The sequence below is a fragment of the Achromobacter sp. 77 genome (assembly GCF_020541125.1).
Classification (GTDB): domain Bacteria; phylum Pseudomonadota; class Gammaproteobacteria; order Burkholderiales; family Burkholderiaceae_B; genus Achromobacter; species Achromobacter mucicolens.
Window position 1 is genome coordinate 5850956 of the sequence record NZ_CP059848.1, and the last position, 17115, is coordinate 5868070.

16 protein-coding genes are annotated in these 17115 nt (G+C 63.7%); 10 read left to right on the forward strand and 6 right to left on the reverse strand.

Annotation, left to right across the window (positions count from 1 at the left end; genetic code table 11):
• Positions 1 to 95 precede the first annotated feature (95 nt).
• Positions 96 to 1448 carry a tRNA uridine-5-carboxymethylaminomethyl(34) synthesis GTPase MnmE gene (gene mnmE / locus H4P35_RS27060; protein ID WP_226847625.1) on the reverse strand — a complete coding sequence of 451 codons (1353 nt, stop codon included), beginning with the start codon at positions 1446 to 1448 and terminating at the stop codon, positions 96 to 98.
• A 115-nt stretch (positions 1449 to 1563) separates the two neighbouring features.
• Between mnmE and H4P35_RS27065 the strand changes: the two genes are divergently transcribed.
• The 10 genes from H4P35_RS27065 (at position 1564) to H4P35_RS27110 (ending at position 12306) form a co-directional block, all read left to right on the forward strand.
• The gene (locus tag H4P35_RS27065; protein WP_062839295.1) at positions 1564 to 3150 is read left to right on the forward strand and encodes an ABC transporter substrate-binding protein; all 1587 of its coding nucleotides are present in this window, start codon (positions 1564 to 1566) and stop codon (positions 3148 to 3150) included.
• 19 nt (positions 3151 to 3169) lie between these two features.
• Positions 3170 to 4144: an ABC transporter permease gene (locus tag H4P35_RS27070; protein ID WP_062839296.1), complete on the forward strand. Its 975-nt coding sequence runs from the start codon at positions 3170 to 3172 to the stop codon at positions 4142 to 4144.
• Positions 4144 to 5064 (forward strand): ABC transporter permease, encoded by a 921-nt coding sequence (locus H4P35_RS27075; protein ID WP_056327777.1) that lies wholly within the window; start codon positions 4144 to 4146, stop codon positions 5062 to 5064. Before H4P35_RS27070 ends, H4P35_RS27075 begins: the two co-directional genes overlap by 1 nt.
• A gap of 11 nt (positions 5065 to 5075) precedes the next feature.
• The gene (locus H4P35_RS27080; protein WP_223573745.1) at positions 5076 to 6086 is read left to right on the forward strand and encodes an ABC transporter ATP-binding protein; all 1011 of its coding nucleotides are present in this window, start codon (positions 5076 to 5078) and stop codon (positions 6084 to 6086) included.
• Positions 6083 to 7099 (forward strand): ABC transporter ATP-binding protein, encoded by a 1017-nt coding sequence (locus H4P35_RS27085; RefSeq protein WP_226847626.1) that lies wholly within the window; start codon positions 6083 to 6085, stop codon positions 7097 to 7099. Before H4P35_RS27080 ends, H4P35_RS27085 begins: the two co-directional genes overlap by 4 nt.
• A 111-nt stretch (positions 7100 to 7210) precedes the next feature.
• Entirely contained in the window at positions 7211 to 8410 is a 1200-nt protein-coding gene (locus H4P35_RS27090; protein WP_056327635.1) for a M20 aminoacylase family protein, read from the forward strand.
• A gap of 178 nt (positions 8411 to 8588) precedes the next feature.
• Entirely contained in the window at positions 8589 to 9497 is a 909-nt protein-coding gene (locus H4P35_RS27095) for a TauD/TfdA family dioxygenase (RefSeq protein WP_226847627.1), read from the forward strand.
• Positions 9498 to 9540: 43 nt separating this feature from the next.
• Positions 9541 to 10584 (forward strand): ABC transporter substrate-binding protein, encoded by a 1044-nt coding sequence (locus H4P35_RS27100; protein WP_226847628.1) that lies wholly within the window; start codon positions 9541 to 9543, stop codon positions 10582 to 10584.
• 1 nt (position 10585) lies between these two features.
• Positions 10586 to 11416 carry an ABC transporter ATP-binding protein gene (locus tag H4P35_RS27105; protein ID WP_226847629.1) on the forward strand — a complete coding sequence of 277 codons (831 nt, stop codon included), beginning with the start codon at positions 10586 to 10588 and terminating at the stop codon, positions 11414 to 11416.
• Positions 11417 to 11427: 11 nt separating this feature from the next.
• Positions 11428 to 12306 (forward strand): ABC transporter permease, encoded by an 879-nt coding sequence (locus H4P35_RS27110; protein ID WP_226847630.1) that lies wholly within the window; start codon positions 11428 to 11430, stop codon positions 12304 to 12306.
• 82 nt (positions 12307 to 12388) lie between these two features.
• Here the strand turns inward: H4P35_RS27110 and H4P35_RS27115 are convergent, their stop codons facing one another.
• The 5 genes from H4P35_RS27115 to rpmH all read right to left on the reverse strand — a co-directional run bounded on the left by H4P35_RS27115 (position 12389) and on the right by rpmH (position 16725).
• A complete protein-coding gene (locus H4P35_RS27115) occupies positions 12389 to 13834 on the reverse strand; it encodes a catalase (protein ID WP_056327640.1) in 1446 nt (481 codons plus the stop codon).
• Positions 13835 to 14117: 283 nt separating this feature from the next.
• Positions 14118 to 15794 carry a membrane protein insertase YidC gene (yidC, locus tag H4P35_RS27120; RefSeq protein ID WP_062839302.1) on the reverse strand — a complete coding sequence of 559 codons (1677 nt, stop codon included), beginning with the start codon at positions 15792 to 15794 and terminating at the stop codon, positions 14118 to 14120.
• 48 nt (positions 15795 to 15842) lie between these two features.
• Positions 15843 to 16115, reverse strand: coding sequence for a membrane protein insertion efficiency factor YidD (gene yidD, locus H4P35_RS27125; protein ID WP_226847631.1), 273 nt, complete (start codon positions 16113 to 16115; stop codon positions 15843 to 15845).
• Complete coding sequence (locus H4P35_RS27130; protein WP_056327643.1) at positions 16112 to 16483, reverse strand: ribonuclease P protein component; 372 nt, start codon at positions 16481 to 16483, stop codon at positions 16112 to 16114. Before H4P35_RS27130 ends, yidD begins: the two co-directional genes overlap by 4 nt.
• Before the next feature lie 107 nt (positions 16484 to 16590).
• Positions 16591 to 16725: a 50S ribosomal protein L34 gene (gene rpmH / locus H4P35_RS27135; RefSeq protein ID WP_006228069.1), complete on the reverse strand. Its 135-nt coding sequence runs from the start codon at positions 16723 to 16725 to the stop codon at positions 16591 to 16593.
• Between the last annotated feature and the right edge of the window lie 390 nt (positions 16726 to 17115).

A 17115-nucleotide genomic window follows, 5' to 3' on the forward strand; every position in this document is an offset into this window, starting at 1 on the left:
CGGTTGTAAAAGCCGCCGATATTTCGTGTAAATCAGAAGAGTCTTATTAATTAAGAGAATCGATGTGCGCAAGCATGTTGCGGGTGAAGACCTGACTACTTCCCGATGCAAAAACTGGAAAAAATCTCCCCCAGCAAATCGTCGCTGGTGAACTTGCCGGTAATGCTGGACAAACTATCGTGCGCCAGCCGCAGTTCCTCGGCAAACAGGTCCAGCACCCGGTCATCCTGACTGGCATGCGCGGCGGCCAGTTCCAGATGTTCGGCAGCCTCCTGCAATGCATGCAGATGCCGTTCTCGCGCGAGCCAGGGCGACTCGGCGCCAGGGTTCCAGCCTGCGATTTGCAGCAGTTCGGCGCGAAGCGCGTCTAGCCCCGCGCCGCGTTTGGCCGAGATGCCTAGTTCGCCGGGACCGGGGACGAAAGGCTCGGGCAGCAGGTCGACCTTGTTGAATACTTTCAGCACCGGCGTGCGGGCGGGCAGGCGCGCGGTGATCTGCGCGTCGAGTTCGTCGCCCGGCTGGGTGGCATCCTGCAAATGGAGGATGACGTCGGCGCGTTCGATTTCCTGCCAGGTGCGCGCGATGCCGATGCTTTCGACAGTGTCTTCGGTTTCGCGCAGGCCGGCTGTGTCGACAATATGCAGCGGCACGCCATCAATATGGATTTCCTGCACCACTTTGTCGCGCGTGGTGCCGGCAATGGGGGTGACGATGGCGATGTCGTCGCCCGCCAGCGCGTTGAGCAGGCTGGACTTGCCCACGTTGGGCTGGCCGGCCAACACCACATGCAGGCCTTCTCGCAGGATGACGCCCTGGCGTGCTTGCACGATCAGCGCGGACAGGTCGCCGGCCAACGCGTCCAGGGTGGGACGCGCCTGATACTTTTCCAGGAAGTCGATCTCTTCTTCGGGAAAATCCAGCGTCGCTTCGACCAGCATGCGCAGGTGAATGATGCGGTCGGACAGGTCGTTGACGCGCGCCGAGAATTCGCCAGACAGCGACGCCATGGCGCCGCGCGCGGCCGCGACCGACGAGGCTTCGATCAGGTCGGCCACCGCTTCGGCCTGCGCCAGATCCATGCGGTCGTTCAGGAAGGCGCGGCGTGTGAATTCGCCGGGTTCGGCCAGTCGCACGCCCAGGTCGCGGCCGGCGGCAAGGCAGCTGTCCAGCACGCGGCGCAGCACGGCCGGGCCGCCGTGGCCTTGCAGTTCCAGCACGTCTTCGCCGGTGTAGGAATGCGGCGCGCGAAAGTAGATGGCGATGCCTTCGTCCAGCAGTTCGCCTTCGACAGTCTTGAAGGGAAGATAGTGCGCATGGCGGGGCGTGAGATCGCGCTGAAACAGGCGCCGCACCAATTCGGACAGGTCCGCACCAGAAATGCGCACGACGCCGATGCCGCCTCTTCCGGGAGCGGTGGCAATGGCGGCAATGGGGGCGTAAGCGGACATATCGGGGCAGATGACAAGGCGAAACAATAGGGGAATATAACTGTTGCGCGGCGCGTTGTTTGCTGGTTAATGTGGCCCCGAGGTTCAAAACCCGAAACAACTCTGGGAGATCACGATGGCGTCTCGGTTTTCGCGTGTCTTGGCCTGCGGCGCAGCCGCGGTGGTGATGGCCTGTGGCACATTCAGTGCGGCCATGGCCCGCGATCTGGTGATAGGACTGAAGACCGAGCCGTCTTCGATGGATCCGCAATACCACGCGTTGACGCCCAACACGCAGATCTCCCAAACCATTTTCGATACGCTTGTCGCCACCGACGCGCAGCTCAAGCCTCAGCCGTCGCTGGCGGAATCCTGGACGGTCGATGGCAAGGTCTGGACCTTCAAGCTGCGCCCGAACGTGAAGTTCTCCGATGGCACGCCGTTCACCGCCGAGGACGTCGTCTTCACGTACGACCGCGTGCCGAAGGTGCCCAACAGTCCCTCACCGTTCACGCTGTATCTGGGATCTGTCGCCAAGACCGAAGCGGTCGATCCGATGACGATCCGCATCACCACCAAGGACGTCGCGCCCAATCTGCTGGTCAATCTGGCGCAGCTGCCCATCATGTCGAAAAAAGCCGCGTCGGGTCCCGCCGCGGAAGGCAAGACCACGACCGAATTGAACAGCGGCGACGGGCTGATCGGGACCGGACCCTACAAGTTCGTGTCCTGGAAGCGCGGCGCGGAATTTGTGCTGGCCCGCAACGACAACTATTGGGGCAAGAAACCCGAATGGGATCGCGTAGTCTATCGTCCGATCAGTAACGCCGCCGCGCGCGTGGCCGCGCTGCTGGCGGGCGACGTGGACATGATCGAAGATCCTCCCACCGACGACCTGCCCAAGCTCAAGTCCGACAAGAAGCTCTTTGTCGAGGAAACGCCGTCGGTGCGCGTGGTGTACGTGGCGCTGGACCAGTACGCGGAGCCCTCGCCCGGCGTGCAGGGCACCGACAAGAATCCGATGAAGGACAAGCGCGTGCGCGAGGCCTTGTCGCTGGCGATCAATCGCGATGCGCTGGTCGAGCGCGTGATGGGCGGCGTCGCCCTGCCCGCGGGCAACCTGCTGCCGTATCCGATGTTCGGCGCCAGCAAGGAACATTCGAAGGCCCCCAAGGCCGATGTCGAAAAGGCCAAGGCGCTGCTCAAGGAAGCGGGTTATCCCAACGGGTTTTCGATCACGCTGGGTTCGCCGTCCGGCCGCTATGTCAACGATTCGAAGGTGGCGCAGGCCATTGCATCGATGTGGACGCGCATTGGCGTGAAGACCAGCGTGGATGCGATGGCGCCCCCGGTGTTCTTCAAGAACCGCGACAGCTACTCGTTCTCGGCTTACCTGGCGGGCTGGTCGGTGACCAGCGGTGAAATGTCGAACGCACTGACATCGCTGCTGATGACGCGCAATCCGGAAGCGGGCCAGGGCACGACGAACCGCAGCCGCTACTCCAACCCCAAGATGGATGAACTGGTGAAGCAGGCTTCGTCCACGATGGATGACGCCAAGCGCGCGGAGCTGCTGTCCACGGCAAGCAATATCGCCATGGATGATTTCGCGATGCTGCCCGTGCATTTCGAGCTGTCGGTCTGGGCGATGAAGAACGACATCCGCTATCAAGGCCGTCCGGACCAGGTCACCTTGGCACAGAACGCTACGCTGAAGAAGTAAGCGCGCCGGGCGATATCTCGTGCTTGCAACCATTGTCAGAAGGCTGCTGCAGACCATCGTCGTCATGCTTGTCATGTCGGCGTTGGTCTTTGCCGGCATTTACATGGTCGGCGATCCGGTCTCGATGTTGGCCAGTCCGGAAGCGACCGAGGCGCAGCGCGCCGCGATCAGTGCATCGCTGGGGTTGGACCAGCCCTTGTGGCGGCAGTACCTGATTTTCATGAGCCAGGCCGTGCGCGGCGATTTCGGGAACAGTTTCCTGACCGGCGAGCCGGCCATGCACCTGATCCTGGAGCGCATGCCGGCGACGGTCGAGCTGGCCTGTGTGGCCATGCTGCTGTCGGTGCTGATCGGCGTGCCGCTCGGCATCCTGGCGGGTTTGAAACCCGCGGCGGTGGGGTCGCGCGCGATCATGACGGGCTCCGTGCTGGGATTTTCGCTGCCCAATTTTTGGGTGGGCCTGATGCTCATCATGGTGTTTGCGGTGATGCTGGGCTGGGTGCCGGCCGGCGGCCGCGGCGACACCGTCAGCATCGGCTCGCTGCAACTGAGCGTGCTGACGCTGGACGGCTGGCTGAGCCTGGCCCTGCCCGCCGCGACCATCGCGTTTGCCAAGTGCGCGATGATCATCCGCGTGACACGGGCCGCCACGCGCGAGGCGCTGCCCATGGACTACATCAAGTTCGCGCGCGCCAAGGGCCTGTCTGAAAAGCGCGTCCTGGGCGTGCATCTGCTCAAGAACATCCTGATTCCCGTGGTGACGGTGGCCGGCCTGGAGTTCGGTCAGGTGATGGCATTTGCCGTCGTGACGGAGACCGTGTTTTCGTGGCCAGGCATGGGCAAGCTGCTGATCGATTCCATCATCAACCTGGATCGGCCGGTGGTGGTGGCGTATCTGCTGCTGATCGTTTTCTTCCTGGTCATGTTGAATCTGGTGGTGGACATCATCTACACGGTGCTGGACCCCCGCGTACGCCTGGATAGCCGCCGATGATGAATACGCCCGCCACCGCTGCCTCGCCCCCGGCGCCCACGAAAGAGCAGTCGCCCTGGCGCCGTTTCGTGTCGGACTTCTTTGCCAGCAAGCTGGCTACGCTGGGTCTGGTGATGCTGGTCGTGATCGTGGGGGCGGCGCTGCTGGCGCCGTGGATCGCGCCGCAGAATCCCTATGATCTGGCCAGCCTGGACATCATGGATTCGAAGCTCAAGCCGGGCAGCGAAAGCGGGGATGGTTCGATGCGGCATTGGCTGGGCACCGACGGCCAGGCGCGCGACCTTTTTTCCGCCATTCTTTACGGCATGCGCACGAGCCTGATGGTGGCGACCGTGTCGGTGCTGGCCGCCTTTGGCATCGGCGCCACCGTGGGGCTGATTGCCGCGTACTTTGGCGGACGCATCGACGCCCTGCTGATGCGGGTTGTGGATATCCAGTTGTCGTTCCCGGCGATCCTGGTGGCGCTGATGCTGCTGGCCATTCTGGGCAAGGGTGTGGATAAGGTGATCATCGCGCTCATCGTCGTGCAATGGGCGTATTTTGCGCGGGCCGCGCGTGGCGCGGCGCTGGTCGAGCGCGGCAAGGAATACGTGGAGGCGGCGCGGTGCATGTCGCTGTCGTGGTCGCGCGTGTTGTTCCGGCACGTGCTGCCGAACTGCATGCCGCCGCTCATCGTGATCGCCACGATCGACCTCGCGCACGCGATTGCGCTGGAGGCAACGTTGTCGTTCCTGGGCGTGGGCGTGCCGGTCACCGAGCCGTCGCTGGGCATGCTGATCTACAACGGCTTCGAGTACCTGCTTTCCGGCCAGTACTGGATTTCGTTCTTTCCCGGCATTGCGCTGGCGCTGGCCATCATCGCCATCAACCTGGTGGGCGACCACCTGCGCGATGTGCTCAACCCGCGGCACGCAAATTGAGGACGGGGGCGATGCAGACGAACGCCGCGCAGCGATCCGTGCCGGGCCCGGCCCCTGTGCTTGAGGTGCATGGCCTGAAGACGCATTTCTTCACGCGCAATGGCGTGGTCAAGGCCGTGGATGGCGTGGACCTGACGCTGGCCGAAGGAGAGATCCTGGGGCTGGTGGGCGAGTCCGGATCGGGCAAGAGCATCACGGGCTTTTCGTTGATGGGCCTGCTGGATGAGCCCGGGCGCATCGTCGACGGTGATCTTAGGCTGAACGGCGAGGACCTGCGCGCGGCCACGCCTGCGCGATGGCGTCAGTTGCGGGGACAGGAGATCGCGATGATCTTCCAGGATCCGATGATGACGCTCAATCCGGTGCTGCGGGTGGACACGCAGATGATCGAGGCGGTGCAGGCTCATGCCAAGGTCTCGCGCGAAGCGGCGCGAAAGCGCGCGCTGCAGACGCTGGCGATGGTAGGCATTCCCTCTCCGGAAGAGCGCCTGCGCACGTATCCGCATCAGCTGTCCGGCGGCATGCGCCAGCGGGTGGCGATCGCCATTGCGCTTCTGAATTCGCCGCGCCTCATCATTGCGGACGAGCCCACGACCGCGCTGGACGTCACGATACAAGGGCAGATCCTGTTCGAAGTGCAGAAGCTCTGCCGCGAAACGGGCACGGGCCTCATCTGGATCACGCATGACCTGGCCGTGGTGGCGGGCCTGGCCGACCGTGTGTCGGTGATGTATGCGGGCCGTGTCGTGGAAACGGGCAGCACCGAGGCGGTCATCAGCCATCCGATGCATCCGTATACGCACGGGTTGATCGCGTCGATTCCGACGCCGGCGTCGCGGGGCAAGCCGCTGGTGCCGATTCCCGGCATGACGCCGTCGCTCTTGAACCTGCCGCAGGGCTGTGCATTCCGGGGGCGCTGTCCGCGCGCGACGGACGCGTGTCTTACCGAACCGCCGCCTGTCGAAGTCCGCCCGGCGCAATGGGTGCGCTGCTGGCATGCCGGAGCGCCGGATACGTTATGACCGAAGCTGCAATCAACCCCACGCCGATCCTCGCGCTGAACGAAGTCGAACTGCGCTTCGTGCAACCGGTGGATCTGGCCGGCCGCATTGCCAACCTGCTGGGTGCGGGCCTGAAGACGCAGGTGGTGCATGCCGTGGCGGGCGTCGACCTGGCGGTCAAACCCGGCGAAGTGATCGGCATCGTTGGCGAATCGGGCTGTGGAAAATCCACATTGGGCCGCATCGTGTCGGGCATCCTGCCGCCCACTGCGGGCCAGGTGCGCTATCAGGGCAGGCCCGTGCATACCATGAAGGGCGCGGAGCGGCGCGCGTACGAGCTGGGTGTGCAGATGATCTTTCAGGATCCGTACGCGTCCCTGAATCCGCGCATGCGGGTGCGCGACATCATCGGCGAAGCGCCGACGGCGCACGGCCTGATTGCCTCGCGCGACACGCTGGAGTACGTGGCCGGGCTGATGCGTCAGGTGGGACTTGATCCGAGCTTTGCACAGCGTTATCCCCATCAGTTCTCGGGCGGCCAGCGCCAGCGCATCGGCATTGCACGGGCGCTGGCGCTCAAGCCTTCGGTGATCGTCTGCGACGAGGCCGTGGCTGCGCTGGATGTGTCGATCCAGGCGCAGGTGCTGAACCTGTTCGAACAGCTGCGCGCGGACCTGGACCTGACGTATCTGTTCATCAGCCACAATCTCAGCGTCGTGAGCCACATTTCGGACCGCGTGGCGATCATGTATCTGGGACGCATCGTCGAACTGGCCGATACCGATACGGTCTTCGCGCGCGCCAACCATCCTTACACGCAGGCGCTGCTCAAGGAGCTGCCCACGCTGACGCCCGGGCGACGGGCGTATCAACCCATTCGCGGCGAGCTGCCCTCGCCGCTGGATCCGCCTTCCGGTTGCGCGTTTCACCCCAGATGTCCCCACGCGATGCCGCGCTGCAAAACGGAACGCCCGCTCCTGCGGGAAATCGCGCCGGGGCAGTTAAGCGCCTGCCATTTGAATGATGGCGCCTGACCTGCGCCGAAAAAGGGCTGGACGGGGGGCGCGCGGCGGCGCGAGAATTCCCGCACCAGCAAGCCTTTTGCGCATGCGTCATCCATCCACCCAGACAGCTTATCCACAGCCATGAAAACCATTGCCGAAATCGAACGCGTACACGGGGACCTGACTGCGCTGAGGCGCGATATCCATGCCCATCCCGAACTGGCGTTTCAGGAAACGCGCACTTCCAACCTGGTGGCCGAGCGCCTGCGCGGCTGGGGACTGGAAGTCCACACGGGGCTGGGGAAAACCGGGGTGGTGGGCATTCTGCGCGCCGGCAGCGGCGGCAAGACCATCGGCCTGCGCGCCGACATGGATGCGCTGCCGATGCCGGAGCACAACCGGTTTGCCCACAAGTCCACGATCAGCGGGCGCATGCATGGCTGTGGCCACGATGGGCACACGACGATGCTGCTGGGCGCCGCGCAGTATCTGTCGACGCATCGCAATTTTGATGGCACGGTGGTGTTCATCTTCCAGCCGGCCGAGGAAGGCGGCAACGCCGGCGCGCGCGCCATGATGCAGGACGGGCTGTTCGACAAGTTTCCCTGCGATGCGGTCTTCGGCATTCACAACATGCCCGGCATGCCGGTGAATCAGTTCGGGTTCCGGTCCGGCCCCACGATGGCCTCCAGCAACCGCTGGGACATCGTCATCAAGGGTGTCGGCGGCCACGCCGCACAGCCGCATTCGTCGGTCGACCCCATCATCGTGGCCGCCGACATGGTGCATGCGCTGCAGACGGTCATTTCGCGCAGCAAGAATCCGCTGGAGCAGGCGGTGCTGTCGATCACGCAGATCCACGCAGGCGATGCCTACAACGTGATTCCCGGCGAAGCCGTGCTGCGCGGCACGGTGCGCACATATTCGGTGGACACGCTGGACAAGATCGAAGCCGACATGCGGCGCATCGCGACCACCTTGCCGCAGGTGTATGGCGGCACGGGCGAGCTGGATTTCGTGCGCGCGTATCCGCCGCTGGTGAACTGGGAAAAGGAAACCGCCTTCGCGGCGAAGGTCGCCGAAGACGCCTTTGGCGCGGAGAACGTGCTGCGCGACATGCCGCCGTTCATGGGGGCGGAAGACTTTTCGTTCTTCCTGGAATCCGTGCCGGGCTCGTATTTGTTCCTGGGCAATGGCGACGGCGACCACCGCATGGAAACCTATCACGGCATGGGTCCGTGCCAGCTTCACAATCCCAACTACGACTTCAACGACGCGTTGCTGCCGGTGGGCGCGACGTACTGGGTGAAGCTGGTCGAAGCATTCTTGCCGGCCCGGTAACGACCGATCCGCTATTTGTTTATATGCGGTTGGTCATGAAGCCGCGGGGCGCCCCCGCGGCTTTTTGCTATATGACGTAAAGCTTTGATCAAACGCCGATAACTTCGTTTGAGATGGATGGCGGCGTTTTCATAATCGGTCGTTCCTGCCATGCCGATAAGGCGAACCGGAGCGACCGATGTCCCAGAGCAATGCCTTGCGGCGCGAAGCGCACGCCGCCTCCCAACCTGACACGCAAACGTTTGACGTGCGCCCCCTGCCCGGTCCGTTGGGCGCGGAGGTCATCGGCCTGGACCTGTCGCGTGAACTGGCAGCTGCCGATTTTGCCCGTGTGCACAAGGCGCACCTGGACCATCACCTGCTGGTGTTTCGCGACCAGCGCATCACGCCGCAGCAGCACATCGATTTCAGCCGCCGCTTCGGCCGCCTGATGATCCATGTGCTGCACCAATTCCATCTGCCCGGCCATCCGGAGATCCTGACGGTCTCGAACATTGTGGAAGACGGCAAGCCCATCGGTCTGGGCGACGCGGGCAAATACTGGCATTCGGATATCTCGTACAAGGAACTGCCCAGCCTGGGTTCGCTGCTGCACGCACAGGAACTGCCTGCCGAAGGCGGAGACACCTTGTTCGCGAACATGCACCTGGCCTACGACACGCTGCCGCAGGCGCTCAAGAACGCCATCGACGGCAAGCGCGGCGTGCATTCCTATCTGGCGCAATACGGCCAACTGCAGAAGGAAGGCAACTGGCGCCCGAATCTGAGTGCAGCGCAGATTGCGCAGGTGCAGGAGGTGGTGCATCCCGTGGTGCGCACGCACCCCGAGAACGGCCGGCGCGCGCTGTTTGTGAGCGAAGGCTTCACGACCCGGATCGAGGGCCTGCCGGACGACGAAAGCCGCGCGCTGCTGAACGAGTTGTTTATCCACAGCGTGCGTCCAGAGCATATCTACCGCCATCAGTGGCAGCCGCATGACCTGGTGTTCTGGGACAACCGGTCGCTGATCCACCTGGCCGGCGGCACGCCCGATCACCTGCGCCGCAAGCTCTACCGCACGACGATCGAGGGCGATGCGCCCTTCTGACGCCGCGCTCGTGACCTCACACCACTTATCCACAAGGAACGCCATGCGTTTGACCTCCACGCTACGGGATCGACTGGTCCAGACCGCCACGGGCGCCGGCCTGGCGCTGATGCTCGCCGTGCTGGCGCTGGCTTCGCCCACGCCCGCCCAGGCCGAAGGACGCATCCGGATTGCCGAGCAATACGGCATCGTCTATCTGCTGCTGAACGTCGCACGGGACCAGCAGCTGATCGAAAAGCACGGCAAGGCCGAAGGTGTGGATATCTCGGTCGAATGGGCCAAGCTGTCCGGCGGCGCGGCCGTCAACGATGCGCTGCTGTCCGGGGCTGTGGATATCGCGGGGGCGGGTGTGGGCCCGCTGCTGACGATCTGGGATCGCACGCACGGCAAGCAGAACGTGAAGGGCGTGGCGTCGCTGGGCAACTTCCCGTACTACCTGGTGACCAACAATCCCAACGTGAAGACGATTGCCGACTTCACGGACAAGGATCGCATCGCCGTGCCGGCGGTCGGGGTGTCGGTGCAGTCGCGCGTGTTGCAACTGGCATCGGCCAAGCTGTGGGGCGATGCGCAGTACAACAAGCTGGACAAGATCTCGGTGGCGCTGCCGCACCCGGACGCGGCGGCCGCCATCATCGCCGGCGGCACGGAAATTACGGGCCATTTTGGCAACCCGCCCTTCCAGGAGCAGGAACTGGCCGAAAACCCGAAGGCGCGCATCGTGCTCAATTCGTACGACGTGCTGGGCGGACCCAGTTCGTCCACCGTGCTCTTTGCCACCGAGAAATTCCGCCGCGAGAATCCCAAGACCTACAAGGCCTTTCAGGAAGCCTTGAAAGAGGCGGCCAGTTTTGCGGCGGCCCATCCGGAACAGGCGGCGGACATCTATCTGCGGGTCACGGGCGCCAAGCAGGACCGCGACTTCCTCATCAAGGTCATCAAGAATCCCGACGTGCAGTTCAAGCTGGCGCCGCAGAACACCTACGCGCTGGCGCAGTTCATGCACAAGGTCGGCGCGATCAAACATGCGCCGGCAAGCTGGCGCGACTACTTCTTCGACGATCCCGTCACGGCGCAGGGAAGCTGACATGGCCGTGAGCCGCGCCACCCCTGTGGATAACGTTGATCGGCCCTCGCCTTTGCTGGCTGTGGATAAGGTGTCGATCGAATATAAGACGCGCGAGCGGCGCGTGCGGGCGACGCATCAGGTCAGCTTCGACGTGCATGGCGCCGAGCGATTCATCCTGTTGGGGCCGTCCGGCTGCGGGAAATCGACGCTGCTCAAGGCGATCGCCGGATTCATCGAACCGACCGAGGGACGGATCGCGATCGACGGCAAGACGGTTCAGGGGCCGGGCCCGGACCGCATCGTGGTGTTCCAGGAGTTCGACCAGCTACCGCCGTGGAAGACGCTGCGCCAGAACGTGGCGTTTCCGCTGGTGGCGTCGCGCAAGCTCAATCGGCGCGAGGCCGACGAACGGGCGATGCACTACCTGGACAAGGTCGGGCTGGCGGCGTTTGCGGATGCTTATCCCCATACGCTTTCTGGCGGCATGAAGCAGCGCGTGGCCATTGCGCGGGCGCTGGCCATGCAGCCGCGCGTGCTGCTGATGGATGAGCCGTTTGCCGCGCTGGATGCGCTGACGCGGCGGCGCATGCAGGAGGAACTGATGGCGCTGTGGGACGACGTGCGGTTCACGCTGCTGTTTGTCACCCATTCCATCGAAGAGGCGCTGGTGCTGGGCAGCCGCATTCTGTTGCTGTCCCCGCATCCGGGCCGTGTGCGCGCCGAACTGAATGCGCACAGCTTTGACCTGCACAGCCAGGGATCGGCCGCTTTTCAATCGGCGTCGCGCCGCATTCACGACCTGTTGTTCGATACCCCGCCGTTGGCTCAGGCCGAGCGCGCGGCGGCATGAAAGGAGCGCGCATGAGCATCAGCCATGCCGGATCGGCGTTTATCCGCCCCGAAGTGGAATACGACCTGCCGCCCCTGCCCCCGCAGGCCGCCGAGACGCCGCTGCCCTGGCACGAACGACTGTGGCAGCATGCCGCCCTGCGCAAGGGCGTGATCCTTGCCCTGTTGGCGGTGGTGTGGGAACTGGCGGCGCGCTACACCGACAACGACCTGCTGTTGCCCGGCGCCTGGCAGACCGCCCAGGCCTTTGTCGAGGGCGTGACCAGCGGTGAGCTGCTGGCGCGCGCCGGTCAGTCGATGCGCGTGCTGGTGCAGGGCTACCTGGCGGGTGTCGTGCTGGCCTTTGTGCTGACGACGCTGGCGGTGTCCACGCGGTTCGGCCGCGATCTGCTGTCCACACTGACCGCGATGTTCAATCCCCTGCCGGCGATCGCCCTGTTGCCGCTGGCGTTGCTGTGGTTCGGGTTGGGCGAAGGCAGCCTGGTGTTCGTGCTGATTCACTCGGTGCTATGGGCGTTGGCGCTGAACATGTATGCGGGCTTTCTGGGAGTGTCTGACACCCTGCGGATGGCGGGGCGCAATTACGGGCTGACCGGGTTGCGCTATGTGCTGCAGATTCTGGTGCCGGCCGCGCTGCCCGCCATTCTGGCCGGGTTGAAGATTGGTTGGGCGTTTGCGTGGCGCACGCTGATCGCCGCCGAACTGGTGTTTGGCGCGTCCAGCGGCAAGGGCGGATTGGGCTGGTACATCTTTCAGAACCGCAACGAGTTATACACAGACCGGGTGTTCGCAGGCCTGGCCGCGGTGGTCATCATTGGGCTGCTTGTGGAAAACCTGGCGTTCGATACGCTGGAACGGCTGACGGTTCGGCGTTGGGGGATGCAGCGGTGATTGTTGCAGTGATCGAGCGATCAGAATGAAAAAGGGGGCGGCCATGATGCCGCCCCTTTTTTTCATGGTTGGCGCGTAACGTTTACAGCTTCAGCCCCAGCGCCTTGGCCACGCCTTCGGCATAGGCCGGGTCGGCCTTCTTGAAGTGATCCAGCTGGCGGCGCTGGATGACTTCGGGCACGCCCGCCATGTGGCGGCCGATGTTGCCAAAGAGCTGCTCCTGCTGCGCCGGCGTCATCAGGCGGAACAACGCGCCCGGCTGCGAGTAGTAGTCGTCGTCGACCCGATGGTTCCAGCGGGCCGCGGCCTGGCCGTCCAGCGCCAGCGGCGGTTCGGCCGCGGACGGGGTTTCCTTCCACTCGCCCGCGCTGTTGGGCTCGTAGTTGATGGTGGCCCCGGCGTTGCCGTCCACGCGGCCCGCGCCGTCGCGATGGAAGCTGTGGAACGGGCACTTGGGCGCGTTCACCGGGATCTGGTGATGGTTGATGCCCAGGCGATAGCGGTGCGTGTCGCCATACGAGAACAGGCGGCCCTGCAGCATCTTGTCTGGCGAGAAGCCGATGCCCGGCACCACGTTGGCCGGCGTGAACGCGGCCTGCTCGACCTCGGCAAAGTAGTTTTCGGGGTTGCGGTTCAGTTCCAGCACGCCGACTTCGATCAGCGGATAGTCGCCATGCGGCCAGACCTTGGTCAGGTCGAAGGGGTTGATGTGATACGTCGCCGCTTCGGCCTCGGGCATGATCTGCACCTTCAGCGTCCACTTCGGGAAGTTGCCCTCTTCGATGTTCTGGAACAGGTCGCGCTGCGAGCTTTCGCGGTCATGGGCGACGACCTGCGCGGCTTCCTCGTCCGTCAGACAGGCGATGCCCTGCTGCGACTTGAAGTGGAACTTCACGTAGAAGCGCTCGTTGTTGGCGTTGATGAAGCTGAACGTATGCGAGCCGAAGCCGTGCTGCTGGCGCAGGTTGGCGGGGATGCCGCGATCGCTCATCAGCGTGGTGACCTGATGCAGCGATTCGGGGTTGAGCGACCAGAAATCCCAGGCGGCCGTGGCGTTGCGCAGGTTGGTCTTCGGATCGCGCTTCTGGGTGTGGATAAAGTCGGGGAACTTCAGGGGGTCGCGGATGAAGAAGACCGGCGTGTTGTTGCCCACCAGGTCCCAGTTGCCTTCCTCGGTGTAGAACTTGATCGCAAATCCGCGCACGTCGCGTTCGGCGTCGGCGGCGCCGCGTTCGCCGGCGACCGTCGAAAAGCGCAGAAAGAGCGGCGTCTGCTTGCCGACCTGGGAAAAGATCTTGGCGCGGGTGTAGCGGCTGATGTCGTGGGTGACGGTAAAGGTGCCGTAGGCGCCGGAGCCCTTGGCATGGACGACGCGCTCGGGGATGCGTTCGCGGTCGAAGTGGGCAAGTTTTTCAATGAGCCAGAAATCTTCCAGCAGGGCTGGACCGCGCGGGCCGGCGGTCAAGGTGTTGTTGTTGTCCGGCACTGGGGCGCCCGAGGCGGTGGTCAAAGGCTTCTTGTCGGTCATGGCACACTCCCTAAGTCATTCCTGGATGTCGCGGATCCGCCTTGCGGGCCGCGCGCGTTGCAGCAAAAACTCCGGCGGGCAGGACGCCGGAGGGCAAATTCAGAGCCATCATAGGTGCCAGGATTCGCTGTGTGAAGTTGATTGATCCTGCTTTGGCGATAAGTAATACCTATGTATATGCCTCATGGGCATGGAAAGTGCTGAACGTGCCTTCCGCGTTTCAATCGCAACGGGCGAAAAAAAACCGGCCTCGAAAGGCCGGTTTCTTGTTTCTGAAGGGCGATCAGCGATTGGCCGCCACTTCCGATTTCTTCTGGATGGCGCGGGTGATCGACCACTGCTGCGCAATCGACAGGATGTTGTTGACGCACCAGTACAGCACCAGGCCGGCCGGGAAGAAGAACATCATCCCGCCGAACACCAGCGGCATGATCATCATGACCTTGGCCTGGATGGGATCCGGCGGCGTCGGGTTCAGTTTGATCTGCAGGAACATGGTCGCCATCATGATGGCGGGCAGAATGAAGAACGGATCGCGGACGGACAGGTCGTGCACCCACAGGATCCACGGCGCGCCGCGCATTTCCACGCTGGCCAGCAGCACCCAGTACAGCGAGATGAACACCGGAATCTGAACCACCATCGGCAAGCAGCCGCCCAGCGGGTTGATCTTTTCGGTGCGGTACATCTCCATCATGGCCGCATTGAGCTTCTGCTTGTCGTCGCCGTACTTTTCCTTCAGGGCCTGCAGGCGCGGAGCCACCTGCTTCATGCGGGCCATCGAGCGGTAGCTGGCGGCGGCCAGCGGGTAGAACACGGCCTTGATCAGCACGGTCAGCGCGACGATCGTCCAGCCCCAGTTGCCCAGGATGGAGTGCAGCCAGGTCATCAGGGTGAAGAGCGGCTTGGCAATAATGGTCAGCCAGCCGTAGTCGACGACCAGTTCCAGGCCCGGGGCCAGCGCGGCCATGGCCTTCTGGTCTTGCGGACCGACCCACAGGTGCGAGTCGACACGTGCGGCGGCGCCCGGGGCGATCTCGCCGACGGCTTCGATGCTGCGGCCGGCGTACAGGTTGGGCTGGACTTCGAGCAGTTCGTTCGTGCGCGGCTTGCCTTGCGGGGGCACCCAGGCCGTGGCGAAGTAGTGCTGGACCACGGCGATCCAGCCGTTGTCCGCCTGCTTGATGTAGCTGGCCTTCTTCTTCTGGATGTCGCTGAACGTGCTCTTCTGGAACTTGTCCTGTTCCGAGTAGACGGCAAAGCCCGTGAACGTGTGATAGAAGCTGGACGTATCGGCCGGATCGTTGCCGTCGCGCTCGATCTGCAGATACAGGGACGGGGCCACGGGGGCGGCGCCGACGTTGGCCAGGTCATGGCGCACGTCGATGTCGTAGCGGCCGCGATGCAGGGTGAACGTCTTGGTGACCTTTACGCCGCCGGATTCGCCTTCGAACGTGACGACCAGGTTGTCGCCGGTCAGTTCGCGTTCTTGCGAGACCAGGCGGAACGGCGTCTGGTGCGTGGGGAAGCTCTGGCCGCTGGGTGCGCCGACCACGCCGGTCTGCACCACGTAGTTCAGACCCGCCGAGCGGTCCAGAAGCACGGTGGGCTTGTCGGGCTGGCCGGTGGCCGGATACTTCAGCAGCTCGGCGCGCACCAGCTGGGCGCCCATCGTGTCGAAGGTCAGGCGCAGCACGTCGGTGGTGATGACGACTTCTTCGGAACGCGTGGGGACGGGAGTAGCGGCGCCAGGCACCGTGGAGGCCGGTGCGGCGGTCGCGGTCGGCGCGCTGGGCACGGACGGCGTCGCATTGTTGGCGGCAGCCGGAGACTCGGTCGTGCTGGCCGCGGGCGGGGCCCCGAACAGCGACGGCTTGCCGTTATGGATTTGCCAGTTGTTCCAAAGGAGCAACAGCGAAAAGGAAAAAATCATCCAGAGGACGGTTCGTCGGATATCCATGGTGCCTACTGAAGTGAATACGGGCCAGCAAAGCCCGCCAGTTTAGCGTCAATCGTGCTCGATGCGGTGGCTGTGGGAGCAGCACCGGGCGTCGTTGGTTCCCTCGGCCGGCGGAACCGGATCCAGCCCGCCGGGTGACCAGGGATGGCACCGGCCTATGCGCCGGACCGCCATCCAGAAGCCGCGCCATGCACCGTGGCGCTCGATCGCTTCGATCGCGTACGCCGAGCAGGTCGGAGTAAAACGGCACTGCCTGCCGATCCAGGGACTCAGGAAAAACCTGTAGAACCGGATCGGGGCAATGAGTAGAGCCTTGATCATCGCGCGATGCGCTCAAAGTGAGCGTCCACTTCGGCTCTGGCGGCGCGTTTCAGCGCCGTGAGCGTGGCGGGAGCGACCTTGCTGTGCAGGCGCACGACGTAATCTTTCGCCGGCAGCGCCAGGCGCCGATGGCGGAACGCTTCGCGGATAACCCGCTTCAAGGCGTTGCGCGTGGTGGCGTGGGCGGCAAACCGCTTGGCGATGACGAGTCCCAGGCGCGCACAGGCGTCCTGGCCGGGAGGCAGATCATTGGGAGCCGCGCTCACAATGAAGAATGCCCCTCGGGCAAGACGCCGGCCTTTGAGGGCGGCGGCAAACTCGGAGGGGCGATGCAGCCGCGCCTCCGGAGGAAGCGTGGAGCGCGGCATGGACTGCGGGTCAGGCGGTTGCGCGGAACCGGGACAGGATTGCGAGAGGTCTTGCAATATGGTCGGTCCGTGCGAAAGTCAGATTCCGGAAAACCGGAAAACTGGACTTAGACGGCCAGACGCTTGCGGCCCTTGGCGCGACGGGCGCTCAGGATCGCGCGGCCAGCGCGGGTTTTCATGCGCACGCGAAAGCCATGGGTGCGCTTGCGGCGGGTAACGGAAGGTTGGTAGGTGCGTTTCATGGACGATCCACAAAAAGAACAAAGTCAGAAGGGACCTGCCCGGAGGGTTCCACGTCGCGCTAAGCAGAAGCGGGTATCTAGGAGCATTTTTGCAACGGGTTTCGCAACCGGTGCGAAAAACGACTCTAAGACGGGGCTCTGTACCGAGAATTTCATCTCGGGCGACCTATTCAGCAAAGCTAAAAACCGGACAAATTGCTCTTGTAGGAGCGTGTCCGGCCAGCTTTCTGCGAAACCTTCTGACAGACAGAATTCGGAAAAGCCCACCATTTCAGCAAGTTTTCCCTGTCTTGTCAAACAGTTAAGGGGGCGCCATGTAGACGCTTATGGCCCTCCCTGTGGATAACCCCAGCCCAGGCAAGGTAGAATCGAGGTTTGAGTAAGAGCGAC

What these genes read in the sequence shown, in the direction of transcription:
- mnmE (WP_226847625.1), bottom strand. Translation starts at nt 1,448, where the DNA reads ATGTCCGCTTACGCCCCCATTGCCGCCATTGCCACCGCTCCCGGAAGA.
- H4P35_RS27065 (WP_062839295.1), top strand. Translation starts at nt 1,564, where the DNA reads ATGGCGTCTCGGTTTTCGCGTGTCTTGGCCTGCGGCGCAGCCGCGGTG.
- H4P35_RS27075 (WP_056327777.1), top strand. Translation starts at nt 4,144, where the DNA reads ATGAATACGCCCGCCACCGCTGCCTCGCCCCCGGCGCCCACGAAAGAG.
- H4P35_RS27080 (WP_223573745.1), top strand. Translation starts at nt 5,076, where the DNA reads ATGCAGACGAACGCCGCGCAGCGATCCGTGCCGGGCCCGGCCCCTGTG.
- H4P35_RS27085 (WP_226847626.1), top strand. Translation starts at nt 6,083, where the DNA reads ATGACCGAAGCTGCAATCAACCCCACGCCGATCCTCGCGCTGAACGAA.
- H4P35_RS27090 (WP_056327635.1), top strand. Translation starts at nt 7,211, where the DNA reads ATGAAAACCATTGCCGAAATCGAACGCGTACACGGGGACCTGACTGCG.
- H4P35_RS27095 (WP_226847627.1), top strand. Translation starts at nt 8,589, where the DNA reads ATGTCCCAGAGCAATGCCTTGCGGCGCGAAGCGCACGCCGCCTCCCAA.
- H4P35_RS27100 (WP_226847628.1), top strand. Translation starts at nt 9,541, where the DNA reads ATGCGTTTGACCTCCACGCTACGGGATCGACTGGTCCAGACCGCCACG.
- H4P35_RS27105 (WP_226847629.1), top strand. Translation starts at nt 10,586, where the DNA reads ATGGCCGTGAGCCGCGCCACCCCTGTGGATAACGTTGATCGGCCCTCG.
- H4P35_RS27110 (WP_226847630.1), top strand. Translation starts at nt 11,428, where the DNA reads ATGAGCATCAGCCATGCCGGATCGGCGTTTATCCGCCCCGAAGTGGAA.
- H4P35_RS27115 (WP_056327640.1), bottom strand. Translation starts at nt 13,834, where the DNA reads ATGACCGACAAGAAGCCTTTGACCACCGCCTCGGGCGCCCCAGTGCCG.
- yidC (WP_062839302.1), bottom strand. Translation starts at nt 15,794, where the DNA reads ATGGATATCCGACGAACCGTCCTCTGGATGATTTTTTCCTTTTCGCTG.
- yidD (WP_226847631.1), bottom strand. Translation starts at nt 16,115, where the DNA reads ATGATCAAGGCTCTACTCATTGCCCCGATCCGGTTCTACAGGTTTTTC.
- H4P35_RS27130 (WP_056327643.1), bottom strand. Translation starts at nt 16,483, where the DNA reads ATGCCGCGCTCCACGCTTCCTCCGGAGGCGCGGCTGCATCGCCCCTCC.
- rpmH (WP_006228069.1), bottom strand. Translation starts at nt 16,725, where the DNA reads ATGAAACGCACCTACCAACCTTCCGTTACCCGCCGCAAGCGCACCCAT.